Origin of the sequence: Pseudoduganella lurida, from assembly GCF_007830455.1 — a bacterium.
GTDB lineage: Bacteria > Pseudomonadota > Gammaproteobacteria > Burkholderiales > Burkholderiaceae_D > Rugamonas > Rugamonas lurida.
This window is the reverse complement of record NZ_VLLB01000001.1, coordinates 892,178-913,265: the sequence shown is the minus strand read 5'-3', so window position 1 is coordinate 913,265 and position 21,088 is coordinate 892,178. Positions and strand designations below refer to the sequence as shown.

The 21,088-nt window shown below is 68.2% G+C and carries 15 protein-coding genes; 13 read left to right on the top strand and 2 right to left on the bottom strand.

The features are described 5' to 3' along the window. Nucleotides 1-58 precede the first annotated feature (58 nt). From IP91_RS03995 to IP91_RS03975, 5 genes are all read left to right on the top strand, one after another. The gene (locus IP91_RS03995; RefSeq protein WP_158643074.1) at nucleotides 59-1,576 is read left to right on the top strand and encodes a response regulator; all 1,518 of its coding nucleotides are present in this window, start codon (nucleotides 59-61) and stop codon (nucleotides 1,574-1,576) included. Nucleotides 1,577-1,596: 20 nt separating this feature from the next. Next, nucleotides 1,597-1,845, top strand: a complete 249-nt coding sequence (locus IP91_RS03990; RefSeq protein ID WP_145647450.1) for a hypothetical protein — start codon at nucleotides 1,597-1,599, stop codon at nucleotides 1,843-1,845. A gap of 184 nt (nucleotides 1,846-2,029) precedes the next feature. After that, nucleotides 2,030-2,746, top strand: a complete 717-nt coding sequence (locus IP91_RS03985; RefSeq protein WP_145647449.1) for a DNA-binding protein — start codon at nucleotides 2,030-2,032, stop codon at nucleotides 2,744-2,746. Nucleotides 2,747-2,933: 187 nt separating this feature from the next. Beyond that, nucleotides 2,934-5,690: an exo-rhamnogalacturonan lyase family protein gene (locus tag IP91_RS03980; protein ID WP_145647448.1), complete on the top strand. Its 2,757-nt coding sequence runs from the start codon at nucleotides 2,934-2,936 to the stop codon at nucleotides 5,688-5,690. Between the two features lie 15 nt (nucleotides 5,691-5,705). Further along, nucleotides 5,706-7,580, top strand: coding sequence for a glycoside hydrolase family 2 protein (locus IP91_RS03975; protein ID WP_145647447.1), 1,875 nt, complete (start codon nucleotides 5,706-5,708; stop codon nucleotides 7,578-7,580). A 131-nt stretch (nucleotides 7,581-7,711) separates the two neighbouring features. Here the strand turns inward: IP91_RS03975 and IP91_RS03970 are convergent, their stop codons facing one another. Beyond that, nucleotides 7,712-8,335 (bottom strand): NUDIX hydrolase, encoded by a 624-nt coding sequence (locus IP91_RS03970; protein WP_145647446.1) that lies wholly within the window; start codon nucleotides 8,333-8,335, stop codon nucleotides 7,712-7,714. 140 nt (nucleotides 8,336-8,475) lie between these two features. Next, a complete protein-coding gene (locus IP91_RS03965; RefSeq protein WP_145647445.1) occupies nucleotides 8,476-9,897 on the bottom strand; it encodes a sugar porter family MFS transporter in 1,422 nt (473 codons plus the stop codon). 178 nt (nucleotides 9,898-10,075) lie between these two features. Between IP91_RS03965 and IP91_RS03960 the strand changes: the two genes are divergently transcribed. The 8 genes from IP91_RS03960 to IP91_RS03925 all read left to right on the top strand — a co-directional run bounded on the left by IP91_RS03960 (nucleotide 10,076) and on the right by IP91_RS03925 (nucleotide 21,037). Beyond that, nucleotides 10,076-11,959 carry a P-loop ATPase, Sll1717 family gene (locus IP91_RS03960; RefSeq protein WP_145647444.1) on the top strand — a complete coding sequence of 628 codons (1,884 nt, stop codon included), beginning with the start codon at nucleotides 10,076-10,078 and terminating at the stop codon, nucleotides 11,957-11,959. Nucleotides 11,960-12,072: 113 nt separating this feature from the next. After that, entirely contained in the window at nucleotides 12,073-13,032 is a 960-nt protein-coding gene (locus IP91_RS03955; RefSeq protein ID WP_145647443.1) for an AraC family transcriptional regulator, read from the top strand. 99 nt (nucleotides 13,033-13,131) lie between these two features. Beyond that, nucleotides 13,132-13,734: a carboxymuconolactone decarboxylase family protein gene (locus IP91_RS03950; RefSeq protein ID WP_145647442.1), complete on the top strand. Its 603-nt coding sequence runs from the start codon at nucleotides 13,132-13,134 to the stop codon at nucleotides 13,732-13,734. Beyond that, nucleotides 13,734-14,861 (top strand): acyl-CoA dehydrogenase family protein, encoded by a 1,128-nt coding sequence (locus tag IP91_RS03945; protein WP_145647441.1) that lies wholly within the window; start codon nucleotides 13,734-13,736, stop codon nucleotides 14,859-14,861. Before IP91_RS03950 ends, IP91_RS03945 begins: the two co-directional genes overlap by 1 nt. A 38-nt stretch (nucleotides 14,862-14,899) precedes the next feature. Next, on the top strand, nucleotides 14,900-15,676 hold the full coding sequence (locus IP91_RS03940; protein ID WP_229473985.1) for an ABC transporter ATP-binding protein: 777 nt from the start codon (nucleotides 14,900-14,902) through the stop codon (nucleotides 15,674-15,676). 19 nt (nucleotides 15,677-15,695) lie between these two features. Next, a complete protein-coding gene (locus tag IP91_RS03935) occupies nucleotides 15,696-16,925 on the top strand; it encodes an ABC transporter substrate-binding protein (protein ID WP_145647440.1) in 1,230 nt (409 codons plus the stop codon). A gap of 2 nt (nucleotides 16,926-16,927) precedes the next feature. Further along, nucleotides 16,928-17,683, top strand: a complete 756-nt coding sequence (locus IP91_RS03930; RefSeq protein ID WP_145648013.1) for an ABC transporter permease — start codon at nucleotides 16,928-16,930, stop codon at nucleotides 17,681-17,683. 414 nt (nucleotides 17,684-18,097) lie between these two features. Continuing rightward, nucleotides 18,098-21,037: a TonB-dependent receptor plug domain-containing protein gene (locus IP91_RS03925; RefSeq protein WP_145647439.1), complete on the top strand. Its 2,940-nt coding sequence runs from the start codon at nucleotides 18,098-18,100 to the stop codon at nucleotides 21,035-21,037. Nucleotides 21,038-21,088: the final 51 nt, after the last annotated feature.

The window sequence follows — 21,088 nt, the reverse complement described above, 5'->3', positions numbered from 1 at the left end:
CATCGACCTGCCGGACCGTGGGCCGGTCCTGCCCATGCGCTGCCACCGGCAGCGCCGGATGGTAGAGGCCACGCTACCCACCACCCACGTGCTGAACGTGGACGATGTTCCCGGCGCACGCTACGCCAAGACGCGGCTGCTGGAACTGGCCGGCTTCCGTGTCAGCGAAGCCGGCACCGGCGAGGAAGCCCTGGTGCTGGCGCGCACGCTGGCGCCGGACCTGATCCTGCTCGACACCAGGCTGCCCGACATCGACGGCTTCGAGGTGTGCCGGCGCCTGCGGGCCGATCCGGACACGGCCACCATCCTCATCCTGCAGACGTCCGCGGCGCATGTGCTGACGGGCGACCGCGTGCGGGCCCTGAACGGCGGCGCCGACAACTTCCTGGTCGAGCCGGTGACGCAGCAGGAGCTGATCGCCAGCGTGCGTGCGCTGGCCAGGGTGGCCGCCGTCGAACGGTCGCTGCGCGAGGAGGACCTGCGCAAGAACGAATTCCTGGCCACGCTGGCCCATGAGCTGCGCAGCCCCCTCGCGCCCGTGCTCGATGCCGTGGAACTGCTGCGCCTGGAACCGCACCCGGCCGGTTCGCACCAGGCCCGCGCCGTGGCGGCCGTGGCACGGCAGGCGGGGCGCCTGGCCGGCCTGGTGGAAGACCTGATGGACGTGGCGCGCCTCGAACAGGGCAAGCTGGGGATCGATGCGGTGCCCGTCAGTGCCCGCGAACTGGTGCAGCGGGCCGCGCAGTGCGCCGCACCCGCACTGGCGGCGGCCGGCCAGGCGTTCGACATCGACCTGCCGCATCCCGCGCTGCGCCTGGCCGCCGACATGCCGCGCCTGCTCAAGGTGCTGGCGGCACTGCTGCAGAATGCCGCCAAGTTCTCGGATCCCGGCAGCCGCGTGATGCTGCGCGCCGCGGCGTTCGATGGCGACCTGCTGGTCCAGGTGCAGGACCATGGCATCGGCATCAGCGCCGCCGACAGCGACCGCATCTTCGACCTGTTCACGCAGGCCGGGCATCGCGCGGGGCGGGTGAAGGACGGCCTGGGCATCGGCCTGTCGCTGGCGCGGGCGGTGCTGGCGCTGCACGGCGGCGAGATCGCCGTCTACAGCAAGGGCGCTGGCCAGGGCAGCGTGTTCGAAGTGCGGCTGCCGCTGGCCGCCTCCGTCGCGGAGGCCCCGCCTGGCCTGCCGGTGCCGATGCCGGATCGGCGGCCGCTGCGCGCGCTGCTGGTGGACGACAACGCCGATGCGGTGGAGATGCTCGGTGCGCTGCTGGAACTGAAGGGCATCGCTGTACGCACCGCAGGCGACGGCGCCACGGCGCTGGCCGCGCTGCGCGAGGAGCAGCCCGATATCGCCATCCTCGACATCGGCCTGCCGGACATGAGCGGCCACCAGCTGGCGCGGCTGATGCGCACGGCAACGGGCGATGCGCTGCCCATCGTCGCGCTGTCCGGCGACGCGGTGCCGGACGCGGCGGACAGCCAGGTATTCGACCGCCTGCTCGACAAGCCCGTGCGCATCGATGCGCTGCTCGCCGTGATGCGCGCCCTCACCGGGCAATATGCGCGATGATGGCGGTGCGCGAGACCATCATGCCTTCCCAAACCTATCGTGGCCATGTCGTCGAGGTCCACTGCCACCTGGACGGCGGCCGGATCTGCTATCGCTGCAGCATCTGCGTTGCGGCGACGGGCGAGCTGCGCCACGAGGCCGTCTCGGACGGCGAGTGCTTCGTCACGGACAGTGCTGCCCAGGACCATGCGTTCCAGGCGGCGCGCGCGTGGATCGAGCACCGCGCGCTGCGCTGGCCGTTTGCCAGCCCGGCCGATGGGTCCGGCTGACAACAACGGCATCCGCCGGTGGACCTGGTTCTGGCTATAGGGCAACTTTTTATAGTAAGCTCTGGCCTCGCCCGGGCAGCCGGGGCCGGTACCGGAACCGGGAGCCGGCACCGGCAGCCGTCATCTATCCCCCGTCTACCCTATCTCCCCATTAACCGAACAGCAGCCACAGCAGCGGAAGATCATGCAGGACCAGACACCCACCTTCGACGCGGTCAGCAGTGCCGCCACCGGCCTGCAGGAACGCGGCCAGCCCGTCACCATCGAGGCCGTCCGCGAGGCCCTCGGCAGCGGTTCCCCGAATCTCATCCAGAAACACCTGTCCGCCTGGCGCGCCACGCAGGACGCGCCCGCACCGGCACCGAAGGCGGAGCTGCCGGCAGCGGTGGTGGCCGCGCTGGCCGACTGGGCGCAGCAGTTTGCCGAGCAGTCCGGCGCGGGCGCGCGGGACGCGCTGGCGCAAAGCGAAAGCGACATGGCGGCGCTGGCCGAAGCGGGCGAAGCGCTCGAGGCGGAACGCGATGCATTGCTGGCCGAACTGTCCGCCGCGAACGTGCTGGCGGCCGAACGCGCCGAGCAGATCGAGCGGCTGACGGTCGAGCTGCGCGATGCCCGCGAGGTGGCCACCAATGCGCTGGTCGGCAAGGCCAAGGACCAGCTGGCGATCGATGGCAAGGACCGCCAGATCGCCGACCTGCGCTCGCAGCTCGAACGCAGCGTCACGTCGGCCGGCACGGATTCGGACGCGCGCCTGGCCGCCGAAATGGAACTGGTCGGCGCCGTCACGGCGCGCGACAATTTCGCCTCCGAGGTAAAGGCCCTGCGTGAACAGCTGGACGCGGCTACCGCCGAGCGGCGCGCGCTGCGGGTCGAGATCGACGGCCTGAAGGGCCGCAGGTAGGACCACGCCAGCGTCGTGGCGCACCGGAGGCAATATCGGGTGCGGTACCGCTTCCAATCATCCGGCTGAGTGATTGCCCGGGTGGATGGACCGGGCAGGGGACAGGCGCTACCATGGGCAAGTCACTAATATATTAGTCGGCTTGCCTTGCGTGCTGCAGGCGCCGGCTATGGGTACCTGGAGTTCCATGCCTCTCACGCCATCGCGCCGCCGCTTCCTGCAATCCGCCTCCGCCCTGCCGCTGCTGTCGGCCTTGCCGGGCCTGTCATCCGCCGCCACCGCCAACACGGCGCCAGGGACGAAGCCGGTGCCCGTCCAGAACACCGTCCTGAACTGGCTCGATGCGGCGCCGCCCCGGCGCTTCGAAGGCAGCACGTTCGGCGTGCCCTGGCCGCGCGGCACGCTGCGGCTGCCCGCCAGCAAGCAGCTGTACTTCACGCTGGGTGCCAATGCGCCCGCCGTGCAGTCCTGGCCCCTGGCCTACTGGCCGGACGGCACGCTGAAGTGGACGGCGCATGCGGTGGAAGGCGGCAGGACCGCAGCGCACTGGCAGCTCGAGGCCGCCGCGCAGTCCGTCAAGCCTGCCCGGGCGGTCGCGGTGCAGCAGGGTGCCAGCCAGATCACCGTCACGGCGGGCGACACCACGTGGATCGTCCCGACGGGTGGCGAGTACCTGATCGCCTCGGCCACGAGGGCCGGCCGGCTGACCATGCAGGGCCTCAGGCTCGTGGCGCTGCGGCAGGACGGGCCCGACCCGGACGACGTGGGCAAGGTCTCAACCGAAGCCTTCACCAGCAAGGTCACGCAGGTGACGGTCGAACAGACCGGACCCGTGCGCGCCGTCATCAAGCTCGATGGCACGCACAGCGGCAACGGGCGCGACTGGCTGCCGTTCTCGGTGCGCCTGTACTTCTACGCCGGCTCGCAAAGCGTGCGCATCGTGCATTCCTTCCTGTTCGACGGCCAGCCGGCACGCGATTTCATCCGCGGCCTGGGCGTGACGGCGCAGGTGCCGATGACCAACGAGACGTATGACCGGCACGTGCGCTTTGCCGGCGAAGGCGCGGGCGTGTGGGGCGAGGCGGTGCGGCCGGTGACCGGCTTGCGGCGCGATCCAGGCCAGGCCTTCAAGGACGCGCAGGTGGCCGGCCAGGCGCTGCCGCCGCTGGCGGGCATGGCAAAGCCGGTACGCGACGGCCTGCAGTGGATTCCCGAGTGGGGCGACTTCTCGCTGGCCCAGCATGCGCCCGATGGCTTTACGTTGCGCAAGCGCACCCGCGCCGGCCAGGCCTGGATCGATGCTAATGCCGGTACGCGCGCGCAGGGCCTGCTGTACGCGGGCGGCGCAGCGGGCGGCGTGGCGCTGGGCCTGAAGGACTTCTGGCAGCGCGCCCCGGTGCGGCTCGACGTGCGCGGCGCGAATACGGCGCTGGCGGACGTGACGGCCTGGCTCTGGTCGCCGTCCGCTCCCGTGATGGACATGCGGCCCTACCGGGGCCTGGACGGCATGGACACGTTCGAGAAGCAGAACGCCGGCCTGAACATCACCTACGAAGACTACGAGCAGGGCTGGGACGACGCGACCGGCATCGCCCGCACGTCCGAGCTGCAGTTGTGGGTGCTGGGCGGCACGCCGTCGCACGCCGACCTGGCGGACATGGCGGAGCAGGTGGCGCGGCCGGCGCGGCTGACCGTGGCGCCGGCGCGCATCCACCAGTGCGGCGTGTTCGGCGACTGGGACGTGGCCGATGCCGGCACGCCGGGCCGCAAGCTGCTCGAGGACGCGCTCACCGTGCAGCTGGACCAGTACCTGCGCGAGGCCGAACAGCACCGCTGGTACGGCTTCTGGTCGTACGGCGACGTGATGCATACCTACGATACGGACCGCCACATGTGGCGCTACGATATCGGCGGCTACGCGTGGGACAACTCGGAACTGTCCACCGACCTGTGGCTGTGGTACAGCTTCCTGCGCACGGGCCGCGCCGACATCTTCCGCTTCGCCGAAGCGATGACGCGCCACACGGGCGAGGTGGACGTGTACCACGCCGGCCGCTTCAAGGGCTACGGCACGCGGCACGGCGTCCAGCACTGGTCCGACTCGTCGAAGCAGCCGCGCGTGTCGAACGCGGCGTACCGGCGCATCTATTACTTCCTCACGGCGGACGAGCGCGTGGGCGACCTGATGCGCGAGCTGCTCGATTCGGACCGGCACCTGGCGAACGTGGACATCTCGCGCAAGCTGGCGAAATCCGCAGCGCGCGAGGCGAAGGACGACTTCATCAGCGTGTCCTTCGGCACCTCGTGGGGCTCGATCGTGGCGGCCTGGCTGGCCGAATGGGAGCGCACCGGCGACCGGCGCTGGCACGACAGGATCCGCGACGGCATGGAGAGCATCGGCGCCTTGCAGCGCCGCTGGTTTGCCGGTACGGCACCTTACGACTTCAACACGGGGAAGTTCATCGGCCCGGGCGAGCACGTCTCCATCTCGCACCTGAACGGCATGTTCGGCGTGATCGAGATGAGCTCCGAGCTGCTGACGCTCGTCGATGCGCCGGCCTACCGCAAGGCCTGGCTCGAATACTGCCGCTACTACACGGCGCCGAAGACCGATGTCGTGGCGCTGCTGGGCAAGGACCCCGGTGGGCGCGGCATGACGGACACGGGGTCGCGCATGACGGGCTATGCCGCCTACCAGGCGCGCGACAAGGCGCTGGCGCTGCGCACCTGGCGCGAGTTCTTCCAGTCCGCCTTCCTGAAGGATGGCGGCGCAGCCCTGACGCCGCGGCGCGTGGGCGGGGCCGATGTCTTGCGGCCGCTCGTCGAGCTGCCCAACCTGAGCACCAACGCCACCGCGCAATGGAGCCTGGCCGCGATCCAGAACATGGCCCTGGTGGGCGAGACCCTCGACGAAGCCGCGCGCGCCGCCGGCCTGATTCCCTGACTGGACGTGAACGACATGAAAAAACTGCTGACCGCCTTGCTGCTGCTGGCGACGGCCGCCGTGGCAATCCCCGCCGCGGCTGCCCCCGCTGTGCCCACATCACCGGACCTGCGTCCCGCCTTCCTGCTGACCGCATCGCCGTCGCGCGACAGCCAGGACCTGTCCGGCCAATGGACCTTTTCCAAGGACCTGTACCGCACGGGCCTGAACGACATCAACGGCTGGGTGGCCAAGTCGCGCATGCAGCGCTACCGCGACCTGGACGTGGCGACCGAGGAAGCGAAGGGCGGCGCCACCTTCTTCGAATTCGACATGGACCGGGGCGCGCAGATGAGCATTCCCGGTGCGTGGAATGCGGCGAAGCCGGAGCTGCGCTACTACGATGGCCTGGTCTGGTTCCAGCGCAAGTTCCGCGCGAAGCCGCTGGCGGGCGGGCGGGCCTTCCTCCGCTTCGAGGCCGTCAACTACCGCGCCTACGTCTACCTGAACGGCAAGGAGATCGGCCGGCATGAAGGCGGCTTCACGCCGTTCGTGCTGGAAGTGACGGAGGCGCTGCGCGACGGCGACAACCGCCTGACCGTCGGCGTGGATTCGTCGCACGATGCGCAGACGATCCCCACGCCGATCACGGACTGGGACCTGTATGGCGGCATCACGCGGCCCGTGCGGCTGGTCTACGCGCCGGCCACGTTCATCGACGATGCGGCGCTCACGCTGAAGGAGAACGGCCGCATCACGGGCGAAGTGCAGCTACAGGGCGCGCGGGCCGCCAACCAGGCGGTCACGGTCGATATCGGCGGCCTGGCGAAAGCCACGGCGACGACGGATGCCAATGGCCGCGCCGCCATCGACATCGCCGCGCCGGCGAAGCTGCAGCGCTGGTCGCCGGACAGCCCGAAGCTGTACGACGTGCGCGTCACGGCGGCCGGCGACACCATCCGCGACCGCATCGGCTTCCGCACGATCGCCGTGAAAGGCAGCCAGATCCTCCTGAACGGCAAGCCGATCTTCCTGCGCGGGATCTCGCTGCACGAAGAAGAGTTCGGGCCGAACCCGGCGCGCAACATGACGGAGCAGGCCGCGCGCGCGCTGCTCACCGAGATCAAGCACGGCCTGCATGGCAACTACGTGCGCCTGTCGCACTATCCGCATTCGGAAACGACGGTGCGGCTGGCCGATGAAATGGGCCTCCTGGTGTGGAGCGAGATTCCCGTCTACTGGACGGTCGACTGGGACAACCCGGCCGTGCTGGGGAAGGCGCTGGCGATGCAGGCCGAAACGATCTACCGCGACCGCAACCGCGCCGCCGTGGTGCTGTGGAGCGTGGGGAACGAGACGCCCGTCTCCGCGCCGCGCACCGCCTTCCACGGCGCGATGGCGGACAATGTGCGCCGGCTCGACCCCACGCGCCTGATCAGCGCCGCACTGCTGGTCGAACGCCACAAGGTCGATGGCGAAGACGTCACGGCCATCCAGGATCCGCTGGTTGACAAGCTCGACGTGCTGGCCGTGAACACCTATGCCGGCTGGTATGGCGACGACCCGCTCGACGCGCTGCCGGGCCTGAAGTGGCAGGTACCCGCGGACCGGCCGCTGATCCTGTCCGAGTTCGGCGCCGATGCGCTCGCCGGCTACCGCAACGACGGAAAGCGCAAATTCACGGAGGAGTACCAGGCCGAGTACTACCGCAAGACGCTGGCGATGGCGGAGAAAATCCCCACGCTGCGCGGCCTGTCGCCGTGGATCCTGAAGGACTTCCAGTCGCCGCGCCGCGAGCATCCCGTGTTCCAGAACGGCTGGAACCGCAAGGGGCTGATGTCCGAGACGGGCGTCAAAAAGGAGGCCTTCGGCGTGCTGGCCGACTACTACGCGACGCGCGCCGGCAGGTAGCCGGGTCGTGTCCTGGTGCCAGGCACCGGGACACAGGCACCGGGACATTGAAGTCGCAGAAGTCATGTCCTGGTGCCTGGCACCGGGACATCAGCCGGGCTCGTTTCCTGGTGCCTGGCACCGGGACACTGTTATCGGGACAGGAGCGCCGCGATGATCGCCACGTCGTTCCTGTGCGTGGCCACTTCCGCCAGCATCGCCAGCGGCACCAGGTGCACGGCCTGGCTCTCCCAGCCCATGGTGCCCGGATGCCCGCCCACGCGGCGCGCCAGGTAGTAGCGCGTGTAGGTCAGCGTGCGGCGCACGTCGATCAGGAAACCGTCGATTTCGACCTTCAGCCCGCTTTCCTCGAATGCCTCGCGCACGGCGGCGCAGCGCAGGCTCGTGCCGGCATCGACACGGCCTTTGGGGAACGTGGCGTCGTAGCCGCCGAAGCCGTTCGATGGCGCCACGAGCCACACGCGGCCGTCTTCTTCCACGATCACGGCACCCGCGGCCGCGGCCAGTCCCGGCGGCAGCACGAATGGGGGCTCGGGATCGGCCGCATCGTTCGCCAGCGCATCCCATGCCCCTTCGGCGGCGCCCGCCCAGGCATCGAACGCGATGCCGTTCAGCGCCGCGGGCATGGCGCCGCCCGGGACGACGGTGGCGATGGCCGCGGCATCCATCCACGCGGCGAGGCCGGTGGGCGCGGAAGGCAAGTGCAGGGTGACGGGCTGGCCATCATCATCGGGGCAGGGGTGCAGGACGGGCATGGAGGAGGGCGATCAAAAACCCGATTATAGGGCGGCATCCGGCGGCCTGCGTTCCATCGGCTCCGCATCCATGCGCAAGCTCGTGCCGCGTGGCGGCAGCGACAGGGGCAGGCGCCGGACACGCGCTGGCGCTTGAAACGTCACCGCCAGCCGGCTTCGATCTCTTCCAGCGTCCTGCCCTGCGTTTCCGGCAGATGCCGCAGCACGAACACGAAGCCGGCCGCGCAGATCACGGCGTACATCCAGAACGTGGCACCGGTGCCCATCGCCTTGTTAATCAGCGGGAAGGTATAGGTGAGCAGGAAGCAGGCGGCCCACAGCGCCGTGGTGGCCACGGCCATGCAGGCGCCGCGCACCTCGTTCGGGAAGATCTCCGAGAGCGCCACCCATGTCACCGGCGCCAGCGTCATCGCATAGCAGGCGATCGCCAGTACCACGAGCAGCAGCAGCGGCCAGCCCTGCATGCCGGCCAGGTAGCAGGCGCCCAGCAGCAGGTAGATGATGGCCAGGCCGGCGCAGCCCAGCAGCATCAGGCGGCGGCGCCCCCAGCGTTCCACCGTCACCAGCGCCACCAGCGTGAACACGCAGTTGACGACACCCGTGATGACGATGTTGAACATGGTGTCCGACACCGCATAACCGGCCGAGGCGAAGATCTCCTGCGCGTAGTTGAAGATCACGTTGATGCCGCACCACTGCTGCAGCACCGCCAGCACGATGCCGATGACAAGGACCTTCATGAAGCGCGGTTCGCGCAGCACTGCGGCCAGGCCGCGCCCGCGCGAGGCACCCAGCGCGCCGCGGATCTCGCGCAGCGCGCCATCGGCATACACGTCGCCGCCCAGGCGGGCGAGGGCGCGCGTGGCGCCGTGCCAGTCGCCGCGGCCCGCCAGCCAGCGCGGGCTCTCCGGGATCATCAGGCAGCCGAGCAGGAAGGCGGCGGCGGGGACGGCCGCGCTGGCGAACATCCAGCGCCAGCCCGTGGTGCCATTCCAGGATGCGGCGATATCGGCCAACGTGGCGCCCGCCGGCACGGGTTCGGCGATCAGCCAGTTGACCACCTGCGCACCGAGGATGCCCAGCACGATGGCAATCTGGTTCAGGCACACGAGGCGGCCGCGGATCGCGGCCGGGGCGATCTCCGCGATATATAGCGGCGACAGTCCCGAGGCCAGCCCGATCGCCACGCCGCCGATCACGCGCCACGCGGTGAACGCGCCCATGCTGCCGGCCCAGCCGGTACCGATCGACGATACCGCGAAGATGACCGCCGCGATCAGCAGGCCGCGGCGCCGCCCCAGCTTCTCGCTGATCACGCCGGAACCCACGGCACCGGCCAGGCAGCCGATCAGCGCGCAGCTGATGGCCCAGGCCTGCGCGGCCGGCGCCACGATGCCGAACCACGCCTCGTAGAACGGCTTGGCCCCGCCGATCACCACCCAGTCGTAGCCGAACAGCAGGCCGCCGAGGGCCGATACGGCGGCGGCAAGCCACAGGGTGGTGGTGGACTGCACGGGCAGTGCTGCGCCATCGTTGGCGGTAATCGTGTCGTGGCCATGCATGCGGGCGGTCTCCTGGATTTTATTCCGGCGATGATACGCAAGGTCGACGGGGCACAGCTATAGCGTTTTGCTGCCCGGCTATCCGGAAATTGCATAGCTGAACTCGTGCAACTGGAGATTGACAGCGGCCGGCCCGGCGCCAATACTGGATCGACGGCCCATCCCGGCAGGAGGCGCTATGCTCGACAAGCTTTATTTCGGCAAGGACGACGCGGAAACGGATATCGGCATGGGCGGCCTGCTGTCGGCCGGCTTCCTGGAAACGACGGCCTACCGTACGGCACTCGCCGGCAAGAAGTGGCTGTTCCTTGGCCGCAAGGGCGCGGGCAAGAGCGCCATCTGCCTGAAGCTGCAGAACGAGTTCGAGGCGTCCGGGCGCAGTTCGCTGGTCACGCCGGACGAGATCTCGGCCGACGAAATCAAGCGCTTCGAGATGGGCGGCATCGCGCCCTATCAGGCCAAGGAGCTGCTGTGGCGCTATATCCTGTGCGTGCAACTGGCCAAGCTGATGCTGCGGCATATCCGCGACCACCCGGGCAAGGAACGCGAAGCCATCGCCGCGCGCCTGCGCCAGTTTCTCGTCGATAACGGCGAGGTCGACGACCTGACGACCTTCGAACGCTTCTGGCGCATCGTCGAGCGCCTGAAGACCAGCCTCACCATCTCGGCCTTCAATGCCGTGGAGGCATCGATCACGATCGAACCGTCGTCCGGTGCGCGGCTGAGCGACCAGGTCGAGGTGGTGGAACGCAAGATCCAGGAATATGCCCGCCAGCTGAAGCTGTTCAAGGTGCGCAATGCCTTCTACATCCTCATCGACCAGATCGAGAAGGTGTGGTCGAACGATCCGGGCAGCGACACGCTCGTCATCGGCCTGCTGCGCGCCGGCAAGCACGCGCAGTCCGTCTACCCGTTCCTGAACTGCTCCGTGTTCCTGCGCATCGACATCTACGAAAAACTCGATTTCAAGGAACGCGACAAGCTGCGCAGCGACGAGTGGCACATCCGCTGGGACAGCGAGGCCCTCATCAACCTGATCCAGACGAGGGCGGCGGCTTCCACCGGCATCCGCAAAGCGGCCGCGGTGCTGTGGGAGCATGGCTTTCCGCGCCATGTGGGCGAAACGGATACCCGCAAGTACATCGTCACGCGCACGCTGAACCGCCCGCGCGACATCATCCAGCTATGCAATGCCTGCCGGGACGTGGGCCACATGCGCGGCGGCACCACCATCGTCGAACGCGATGTGTTCGCGGCGGCCAAGCAGTACAGCCGCTGGAAGCTGGTGGACATCCAGAACGAATGGTCCGTGAACTACCCGTTCCTCAGCGATATCCTGCTGCTGCTGGCCAGCGGCAGCTACCTGTTCAGGCGCGAGCACTTCGCCCGCAAGTACGCGATCATGCAGCCAGACCTGTCCAGCCGCCACCCCGCGCTGCGCCACCAGCTGTCGGCCGATTACCCGCTGTCGGTGCTGTTCTCGATCAGCGTGATCGGCGCCGTGCGCGACGGCGAGCCCGCCTATTTCTGCAATGCCGAGTTCGACGACACGCTCACCCTGCAGGACGAGAGCTTTGCCATTCATCCGTGCTTCCGCGAGGCGCTGCAGTGCCAGTCCGCCATCGAGCTGCCCCAGTTCGAGGATGGCGGCGCCCGCATCGAGGCCGTGCGCGAGCGGATCCGCCGTGGCACGTCCGTCAGTGGCTTCGAGGACAGCGACGTGCCGGTCGAGTACCTCACCAAGGAGTTGCACGCCGGCCTGGTGCTGCTGCGCCGCCAGATCGTGGCGCTCGATATCGCGGCAGACGTGCGGGAGGAGCTGCGCATGAACATCGCCGCCGTGGACCGGGAGGTCACGCGGATCGGCGCCCAGTTCGATGAGGTGGACGCCCGCGATGCCGGCGAGCGCCTGAGTGCCTTCTTCAAGGCGATGTCGAAGGGGCTCGTCAAGGCGGGCATCATGCAGGAACGCAGCGACCTGTACTACCTGCTGAACCAGCTGATCGAGTACTGCCAGGAATTCGCATTCGGCTCGCGCTCGCGGCGTTACCGGCTGGGCTAGCACGGCGCCGTGCCGCCGGCACGAAAACCGTCCGTCGATATGCCAAAAGCTTCGTGGGCAGGCGGCGCCATGCCCGGCATAATCGTGCGTTTGTACTCGCGGATCCGGATACCATGCACAGCGGCGCCAACACCGATCGACTCGTCCACTGGCTGATCGACAGCATCGAACTCGATGCGGCGGCCTTTCATGTCGGCCAGTATTGCGGCCGCTGGCGCGCTTCCACGGCCGGCCGCACGCTGGCCAGCTTCCACGTCATCCTGCATGGCAGCTGCTACCTGCACGTGCAGGGCCGCGCACCGGTAAAGCTGGGGCCGCGCGATGGCGTGTTCCTGCTGCGCGATATTCCGCACTTCCTGAGCCCGGACCCGGACCCGGCGGCGCCGCTGCCGGCCAGCCCGATGCAGCCGCTGTCGTTCGCGGCACCCGATGCCACCGGGCTGGCCTGCGGCTTCTTCGATTTCCGCGGCGCCTTGAGCACGCTGATCGTCGGCTCGTTCCCCGACGTGGTGGAATTGCGCGCGGACGATGCGGCCATGGGGGCGGCGGGCACGATCTTCGACCTGATGCTGGCGGAGGCGGCCAGCAACCGCGCGCCGGACCTGCCGCCGCCCCTGATCTCGCGCCTGGCCGAACTGCTGTTCTTCTATGTCACGCGCCACGTGGCCCGGCAGCAGGACGTGCTGTCAGGCCTGCTGGCATTGGCGCGCCGCCCCGAGTTCACGGCCCTGCTCGATGGCATGATGCGCGAGCCGGGCAACGACTGGTCCACGGTGAACATGGCGCGGGCCGTGCACATGTCCCGTTCGAGCTTCTACAAGCACTTCGTCGATGCGAGCGGCCAGGCGCCGGCCCAGTTCCTGCTGCTGTTGCGGATGAAGATCGCGGCCCAGCAGCTCAACGGCGGCGAAACGATCGAACGCACCGCCGAGCACGTGGGCTACCGCTCGCATGCGGCGTTCTCGCGGGCGTTCAAGAAGGTGATCGGCGAGCATCCGGGCGCGTTCCGGCGGCAGCGTCGCGGCCAGGAGTCAGGCCTGCGGATGGGTAGCGCCGGAGGGCTGAACGGCTGAGCAACTGGACGGATGAGCAGAAAAACGCGACGTACAGTGCTGTGCGTCCTTCGCCGCAGGCTTCTATAATGGCGGTTTCATCTTCACCGAGAGCACCTCATGTCCCTCATCCAGCCCGAAAATCAGTCCAGCGCTCAATCCGGCGCCCAGCCCCGCATCTCTCTGCAGACGCTGGAAACGGCGCCCGAAGCGAGCCGCCCGTTCGTCGAAAAGGCCATCGCCAACAACGGCTTCCTGCCGAACCTGATCGGCGTGCTGGCCAATTCGCCGCAGGCGCTGGAAACCTACATGACGGTCTCCGGCATCAACGCGAAAACCAGCCTGACGCTGGCCGAACGCGAAGTGGTGCAGATCGCCGCGGCGCGCATCCACGGCTGCGATTTCTGCGTGGCCGGCCACACGGCCGTGGCGCTGAAGAAGGCCCAGCTGCCCGTCGAACAGGTGCGCGCGCTGCAGCAGGGCGGCGACACGGGCGATGCGAAACTCGACGCCGTGCACGCCTTCGCCAAGGCCGTCATTGCCCACCGCGGCGCCGTCGCCGATGCGGAACTGCAGGCCTTCCAGGCGGCCGGCTACAACCAGCAGCAGGCCCTCGAAGTGGTGCTGGGCATCAGCCTGGCCACGCTGTGCAACTTCGCCAATTCGCTGGCCGGCAGCGAGATCAACCCGCAGCTGCAGCCTTACGCGACCGGGGCGATCTGATGCCGGATACCGCTGCCACCGACACCACGTCCGTCGCCCGCAAGCCGCTGCCCGCCGACCTGCAGGCCTGGCTGGAGGCGCACACCCAGCAGCTCGATACGGCGCAGGAGCTGGCTGGCGCGGTGCTGCCGCAGCTGGCCGCCGCGGGCCTGTTCCGCATCGGCGTGCCGGAAGCACTGGGCGGCAGCGGTGGCGACGTGCGCGATGCGATCGATGCCATCGCCGCCGTTGCCGAACAGTCGCTCACCAGCGCCTTCGTGTTCTGGGGCCACCGCACCTTCATCGAATACGTGCTGCAAAGTTCGAACGACGCGCTGAAGGCACGCTGGCTGCAGCCCTTGCTGGCCGGCGAACATGCCGGTGCCACGGGCCTGTCGAACGCGATGAAATTCCTGTCCGGGATCGAGTCGCTGCAGATCACCGCCGCGCAGGCGGGCGATGGCTGGCAGCTCGATGGCGGCCTGGCCTGGATCACCAACCTGCGCAAGGAAGGTTTCGTCGCGGCCGCCGCCGTCAACATGCCGAACGGCGCGCCGCCGGCCGTGATGGCGTTTGCCGGCGATGCCCCCGGCGTCACGCGCAGCCCGGACCTGGACCTGATGGCCCTGCGCGGCAGTAATACCGCCGCCGTCTGGCTGAACGCCGTGCCGGCCGGCGCGGCGGACGTGATTGCCCTCGATGCGCGCAAGTTCCTGCCGGCCGTGCGGCCCGCCTTCCTGGGCATGCAGTGCGGGATGTCGATCGGCCTGGCGCGCGCCAGCCTCCGTTCCGCGCTGGCGCTGTGCGCGAAGACGCGCAACACGCTGACGGACCGCGTGCTGGAATTGCAGACGGCGCTGGACGATGCGGTGGCGCGCCTGCTCGAAGGCGTGCACGATGGCCGCTTCCAGAGCGCTGCCGCACCGATGTTCCGCCTGCGGATCACGCTGGCCGAGATCGTGCAGGCGGCCGTGATGCTGGAGCTGCAGGCCAGCGGCGGCCGCGCCTACCTGCGCGACCATGGCCTGGACTTCGCGCGCCGCTGGCGCGAGTCGGCCTTCATCCCGATCGTCACGCCGAGCCTCACGCAGCTGCAGATCGAATTGCAGAAGCAGTCGGCCGCCGGTCCGGCATCGGCCACAGAATGAACGGCGGATTCAAGAAGGACAGGATGCAGGACGTGGCGATGCAGAACGAGGCAGAGGTCGCGCTGGCCGGCAGCGGCCTGCGCTTCGGTTACGACGGGCGCACGATCGTCGATGGCGTATCGCTCTCGGTCGGGCGCCGCGAGATCGTCTGCCTGCTGGGCAGCAGCGGCAGCGGCAAGTCCACGCTGCTGCGCGGGCTGGCCGGCCTTGCCGCGCCCGTGCAGGGCAACGTCAGCTTCCTCGGCGAGCCGCTGCTGGCACCCCATCCGCGCGCAGCGCTCGTGTTCCAGCAACCGAGCCTGCTGCCTTGGCTGGACGTGAGCGCCAATGTCGGCTTCGGCCTCGATTTCGCGCGGCAGCCTGCGATCGACAAGGCAGCACGTACCCGGCGCATCGCCGAGGCGCTGGAAGCCGTCGGCCTGGCCGCGCATGCGCATGCCTATCCGGCGCAGCTGTCCGGCGGCATGGCGCAGCGCGTGGCACTGGCCCGCGCGCTGGCGCGCGAGCCCGAGCTGCTGTTCGCGGACGAGCCGTTCTCCGCCCTCGACGCGATCACGCGCGGCGAAATGCAGACGCTGCTGGTGGACGTGGTGCACCGCTGGCATACGGCCGTGCTGCTCGTCACGCACGATATCGACGAGGCGATCCTGGTGGCCGACCGCATCCTGCTGCTGGCCGGCCAGCCCGGCAATATCGTGCGCGAATGGCGCGTGGACATCCCGCGCCCCCGCCATGACTACGGCGACGACGTGGTGCGGCTGCGGCTCGACATCGTCAATGCGCTGCGCACGGCGGCGTCTCCCGTCACCCCCTGACCAAACAAGGAAAATCAAAATGGCCAACGATTCCATCCATATCTGTACCGCCTCAGACTGCGACTGCGGCATGACGCGCCGCGACTTCCTGCGCATGTCGGCGCTGGCCGGCGCAGGCGCTGCCGCACCGCTGCTGTTTGCCGGCGAGGCCAGGGCTCAGAGCTTCAGGGGCGACGACCAGCCCGTGAAGATCGGCTACCTGCCGATCACGGACGCGGCGCCGCTGCTGGTGGCGCATGGCCGCAAGCTGTTCGAGGCGCAGGGCCTGAAGGTCGAGGCGCCGCGGCTGTTCCGCAGCTGGGCGCAGATCGTCGAGGCGTTCGTGTCCGGCCAGGTGAACGTGATCCACCTGCTGTCGCCGGCCACGCTGTGGGTGCGCTACGGTTCGAAGTTCCCGGCGAAGGTGGTCGCCTGGAACCACGTGAACGGCTCCGCGCTGACCGTGCAGAACGAGATCAACTCGGTCGCGGAACTGGGCGGCAAGACGGTGGCGATTCCGTTCTGGTACTCGATCCACAATATCCTGCTGCAGAAGATCCTCACGGCGCACAAGCTGACCGTGGTCACCCGCGCGCGCGGCGAGCCGGTGAAGGCCAATGAAGTCAACCTGGTCGTGCTGGCGCCGGCCGAGATGGTGTCCGCGCTGGCGGCCAAGTCGATCGCCGGCTTCATCGTCGCCGAGCCGTTCAATGCGGCGGCCGAGACGGCAGGTGTCGGCAAGATCCTGCGCTTCTCCGGCGACGTCTGGAAGAACCACGCGTGCTGCGTCACGTTCCTGGCCGAGCGCGACCTGGTGCAACGTCCCGAGTGGTCGCAGCGCGTAACGAACGCCATCGTGAACGCCCAGCTGTGGTCGCGTTCCAACCAGGTGGAGACGGCCAAGCTGCTGGCCTCCAGCGGCCCGAACCGCTACACGCCGCATCCGCTGCAGACGCTGACCAAGGTGCTGGCAGTGACGGACTATTCGGCCTACGAGCAGCGCAAGATCGTCGTGCACCCGCAGTGGCAGCAGCGCCGCATCGACTTCCAGCCGTTCCCGTTCGCCTCGTACACCGAGGAGATGGTGCGCGCGCTGGTGCAGACGAAGGTGGAAGGGGACAACAAGTTCCTGGCCGGCCTCGATCCGAAGTTCGTCGCGCGCGACCTGGTGGACGACCGCTTCGTGCGCAAGTCCCTCGCGGCCGTCGGCGGTCCGCAGGCGTTCGGCCTGCCGGCCAACCTGCTGCGCACCGAGACGGTGGCTGTTTGACGATGCTCTCGAAGGTCCTGTTGCCGATCGTTGGCCTGGCACTGGCGGTGCTGCTGTGGTCCCTCGGCGTCTCGGCGCTGGAGGCGCGCACGCCGATCGCCGCGGCGTTCGCGCCGCTGGCCACGGCCCATGCCTTCGTAGAGCTGGTGAGCGGCCGCGACATCTGGCTGCACGTGATGCTCAGCCTGAAGCGGGTGGGGATCGGGCTGCTGTGCGCGATCGTCGTCGGCGTGCCGCTGGGGATCCTGGTCGCCATGTCGACGATCTTCTCGCGCGCCGCCACGCCGCTATTCCAGCTGCTGCGCATGGTGTCGCCGCTGTCGTGGATGCCGCTGGCGGTGATGGCGCTGGGCGTCGGCGACGCACCCGTCTACTTCCTGCTGGCGTTCGCGGCCACCTGGCCGCTGATGCTGAACACGGTGGCCGGCGTGAACCAGCTCGATCCGAACTGGCTGCTGCTGGCGCGCAGCCTGTCGGCGACCAGGTGGGAAGTCGTGTGGCGCGTGGTCCTGCCGGGCATCACGGCGCACATCCTCACCGGCGTGCGCCTGGCCATCGGCATCATCTGGATCGTGCTGGTGCCGGCCGAGATGCTGGGCGTGTCGGCGGGCCTGGGCTACTTCATCCTCGATACGCGCGACCGTCTCGCCTACTCGGAACTGATGGCCGCCATCATCCTCATCGGGCTGCTCGGCTACCTGCTCGACTACGCCGCCCGCACCGCCCACGCGCGGTGGCTGCACGCCAAGCCCGCATAAGCGGCTACTGCTCAGCCCGTGTCAACTTCGGGGTCAGTCACCGAAGTTGACACGAGCCGAGCTTCGAAGGCGCGCGCACGTTTTTCTTCCCTGATAGTGATGCGGCATTCGCAAGCTTGCCGCTGCGTGTCGCGTTGCCGACGGCTGATGCCTGGACGCCAAGCGACCCAAAAACGCAGGTAGTGCCCAGCACGTGTCAACTTTCGTGACTGACCCTGAAGTTGACACGGACTCGGCTGTTCGCAGCGCTGTTGTTTCATTGCTACACACATTTGTCAAAATTTCCGCAGGGGGATGACGCCATCCCGCGCCAGGTGCATACTCATTTGTAACTGGTCCGACCAATTGGCGAGACTGGCCAACCAATAATATCAACTGATCAAGCCAATTAATAATGGCTGGCGGAGGAGACAAATGAAGTACACCCACACCCCGCGTCTGCGGCGTGCAACGATGGCGCTCGCCGTGACCGTTGCGATCTGCGAAATGACTGGCCAGGCGATGGCCCAGGAAGCGCTCCAGAACACCACCCCAGCGGCTGCCGCGGCGGCCGAAGAACCTGTCCAGGCGATCGTCGTCACCGGCTCGCTGATCCGTCGCGTGGCCGATGAAGGCGCCACGCCCCTCGTCACCATCAAGGCCACCGAGCTGGAAGCGCGCGGCCACACGGAGCTGAAGGACTTGATCCTCGAGCAGCCGCAGTCGCTGGCGCTGGGCACCAACTCCGGCGCGGCCGGCCCCATGGCCAACCTGCGCGGCCTCGGCCCGATGCGCACGCTGACCCTGCTGAACGGTCGCCGCCTGGCCAACGAACCGCTGCAGGACCAGTACGTGTCCGTCAACGTGATTCCCCGCATGGCGCTGGACCGCGTCGAGACGCTGTCCGGCGGCGCTGCGTCCACGTATGGCGCGGATGCCATCGGCGGCGTGCAGAACTTCATCACGAAGCGCGGCTACAAGGGCTTCTCGATCAAGGGCGAATACGCCGATCCGGAACAGAGCGGCGGCGGCGACACCAAGAGCATCGGCGCCATTGCCGGCTTCGGGGACCTCGCCAAGGATGGCTGGAATGCGTATCTGTCCGTCGACCACCAGAAGAAATCCGCGCTGTTCCAGGCCGACCGCCCCGACCAGTTCGACCCCGACGTGCTGCGCACGCTGGGCCTGGGCCTGCTGCCCGATGCACGCAACCCCAGCCCGACCGCCAACTTCGGTTTCACCCGCGCCGCGAACTCGAACTACAACCCGACCTACGCGAACGGCTGTCTCGATCCGTATTCCCGTCCCACGCTGGGCAACCAGAGCGCCAACACGCCGGCCGTCTACGCGCCGGGCTGCTACCGCAATCCGCTGTACTACAACGCGGTGACGGACGGCTCGAAGATCACCAACGTGGCGGGCCGCGCCTCGTTCAACCTGCCGGGCGGCCACAAGATCGACGTCGACGTGCTGCACTCGGAGTTCACCGTGCAGAAGTACCGCGGCATGCAGGTGCCGGGCGCCACGCAGCCGTTCACCACGTACTCGCTGCCTTCCACCAGCCGCTTCTACCCGGGCAACGGCATCACGCCGACCGTTCAGGTGGTGGGCAGCAATACGGGCGCCAATTCGCCGACGATGTACATCGATCCGACCAGGACGCCCGGTACCGTCAGCAACCTGAACATGAATGGCCGCACGCTGTACTTCCAGTGGGGCCCGGCGGAACTGGGCTCGGCCTACCGCAACGACGAGCAGACCAACGACCGCATCGTGCTGACGGCCGAAGGCGAAGTGCTGGGCTTCGATTACCGCGCGGGCCTGAACTGGGGCATGTCGAAGCGCGACACCAAGGCCGGTGGTGGCTACATCCTGTATTCGAAGGCGCAGGAAGGCTTCAACAACGGCACCCTGAACCCGTTCGGCCTGCAGGACGAGGCGGGTCTCGAATACCTGCGCAGCATCGCGGCGGACGACTACACGTACCGCCTGAACAAGGCCTACAACCGCAGCGCCGACATCACGCTGTCGCGCAGCATCTGGACCTTGGCGGGCGGCGACGTGATGCTGGCCGTCTCCGGCGAACTGCGCCGCGATGGCGCCCGTACCTACGATGCGCCGCTGGACTACGTGCTGAAGAAGGCCGACGGCAGCTACAACATCGACGCCTCCGGCAACGTGCTGCAGACGGACCTCGTGGGCGAGACGCCGTCCGGCGTGGCCAAGCGCCTGAAGCGCAATATCCAGTCGCTGCTGGCCGAAGTGGAAGCGCCGTTCACGGACACGTTCCTGATGAACGCCGCCGTGCGCGCCGACCATTACGACGACCTGAAACAGACCACCGTCAACCCGCGCCTGGCGGCGCGCTGGCAGCCGGTTCCGCAGCTGATCCTGCGCGGTAACGTGTCGACCGGGTTCCGCGCGCCGTCGATCATGGACATCCAGAACCCGACGCCGGAAGTGCGCACGCAGGAGATGGACGATCCGGTCCTGTGCCCGAGTGCGCAGCCGACCGTCAGCGGTACCGGCAATCCCGTCTCCGGCTACACGCGCGACCAGGTCTGCAACGTCAGCACGACGTACTGGACCAAGTCGCCGAACAACAGCTTCCTCAAGCCGGAGAAGTCGCGCGGCTTCTCGTTCGGCTTCGGTCTGGAACCGATCAAGAACCTGTCGCTGACGGTCGACTACTGGGGCCTGAAGCTGAAGGACGTGCTGGGCGCCGTGACGATCGGCGAGATCCAGCAGAATCCCACCAAGTATGCGGACCAGATCCTCCGCGGCGCGGACGGCATCATCGACCACATCGTCGCCAGCCAGGCCAACCGCGGCATGAGCCGCATCCGCGGTGCGGACGTCTCGGGCAGCTACCGCTTCCCGGCCACGACCTACGGCACGTTCGACGCGAAGATTGACGCCACCTGGTACCACAAGTACGAGTTCCAGGCCGAGAAGGATGGCCAGTGGTTCAGCAATATCGGCATCATCTCGAACGATGGCCGCTACGGCGGCGCGGGTCCGAACTCCGGCCTGGCCGGCCTGCCGCAGATCAATCCGCGCTGGAAGTACACGGCGTCGATCGGCTGGAAGCTGGGCAACTGGGGCACCACGCTGTCGCAGCGCTTCAACACGGGCCTGACGGACCTCACGCCGCGCGCCGGCTCGAACCTGACGGAAGTGTCGAAGTACAGCCAGTACAACGCCAACGTGCGCTACACGGGGATCAAGAACACGACCATCAGCCTGGGCGTGAACAACATCAACAAGGAGCTGCCGCCACTCACCGCCAACACGCTGTACGGCGGCGGTTACCTGACCAGCATGGCCGACATGATGGGGCGCGTGTACCGGCTGTCCGCCGAGTACAAGTTCTAGGCGTGACCTCGCGTTGACGCAACTAAGCCGGCCCTGCGCCGGCTTCCCGCG

Excerpts from the sequence above, each read along its gene's own strand:
- IP91_RS03995 (WP_158643074.1), top strand. The coding sequence starts at position 59 with ATGGTAGAGGCCACGCTACCCACCACCCACGTGCTGAACGTGGACGAT.
- IP91_RS03990 (WP_145647450.1), top strand. The coding sequence starts at position 1,597 with ATGCCTTCCCAAACCTATCGTGGCCATGTCGTCGAGGTCCACTGCCAC.
- IP91_RS03985 (WP_145647449.1), top strand. The coding sequence starts at position 2,030 with ATGCAGGACCAGACACCCACCTTCGACGCGGTCAGCAGTGCCGCCACC.
- IP91_RS03980 (WP_145647448.1), top strand. The coding sequence starts at position 2,934 with ATGCCTCTCACGCCATCGCGCCGCCGCTTCCTGCAATCCGCCTCCGCC.
- IP91_RS03975 (WP_145647447.1), top strand. The coding sequence starts at position 5,706 with ATGAAAAAACTGCTGACCGCCTTGCTGCTGCTGGCGACGGCCGCCGTG.
- IP91_RS03970 (WP_145647446.1), bottom strand. The coding sequence starts at position 8,335 with ATGCCCGTCCTGCACCCCTGCCCCGATGATGATGGCCAGCCCGTCACC.
- IP91_RS03965 (WP_145647445.1), bottom strand. The coding sequence starts at position 9,897 with ATGCATGGCCACGACACGATTACCGCCAACGATGGCGCAGCACTGCCC.
- IP91_RS03960 (WP_145647444.1), top strand. The coding sequence starts at position 10,076 with ATGCTCGACAAGCTTTATTTCGGCAAGGACGACGCGGAAACGGATATC.
- IP91_RS03955 (WP_145647443.1), top strand. The coding sequence starts at position 12,073 with ATGCACAGCGGCGCCAACACCGATCGACTCGTCCACTGGCTGATCGAC.
- IP91_RS03950 (WP_145647442.1), top strand. The coding sequence starts at position 13,132 with ATGTCCCTCATCCAGCCCGAAAATCAGTCCAGCGCTCAATCCGGCGCC.
- IP91_RS03945 (WP_145647441.1), top strand. The coding sequence starts at position 13,734 with ATGCCGGATACCGCTGCCACCGACACCACGTCCGTCGCCCGCAAGCCG.
- IP91_RS03940 (WP_229473985.1), top strand. The coding sequence starts at position 14,900 with ATGCAGAACGAGGCAGAGGTCGCGCTGGCCGGCAGCGGCCTGCGCTTC.
- IP91_RS03935 (WP_145647440.1), top strand. The coding sequence starts at position 15,696 with ATGGCCAACGATTCCATCCATATCTGTACCGCCTCAGACTGCGACTGC.
- IP91_RS03930 (WP_145648013.1), top strand. The coding sequence starts at position 16,928 with ATGCTCTCGAAGGTCCTGTTGCCGATCGTTGGCCTGGCACTGGCGGTG.
- IP91_RS03925 (WP_145647439.1), top strand. The coding sequence starts at position 18,098 with ATGAAGTACACCCACACCCCGCGTCTGCGGCGTGCAACGATGGCGCTC.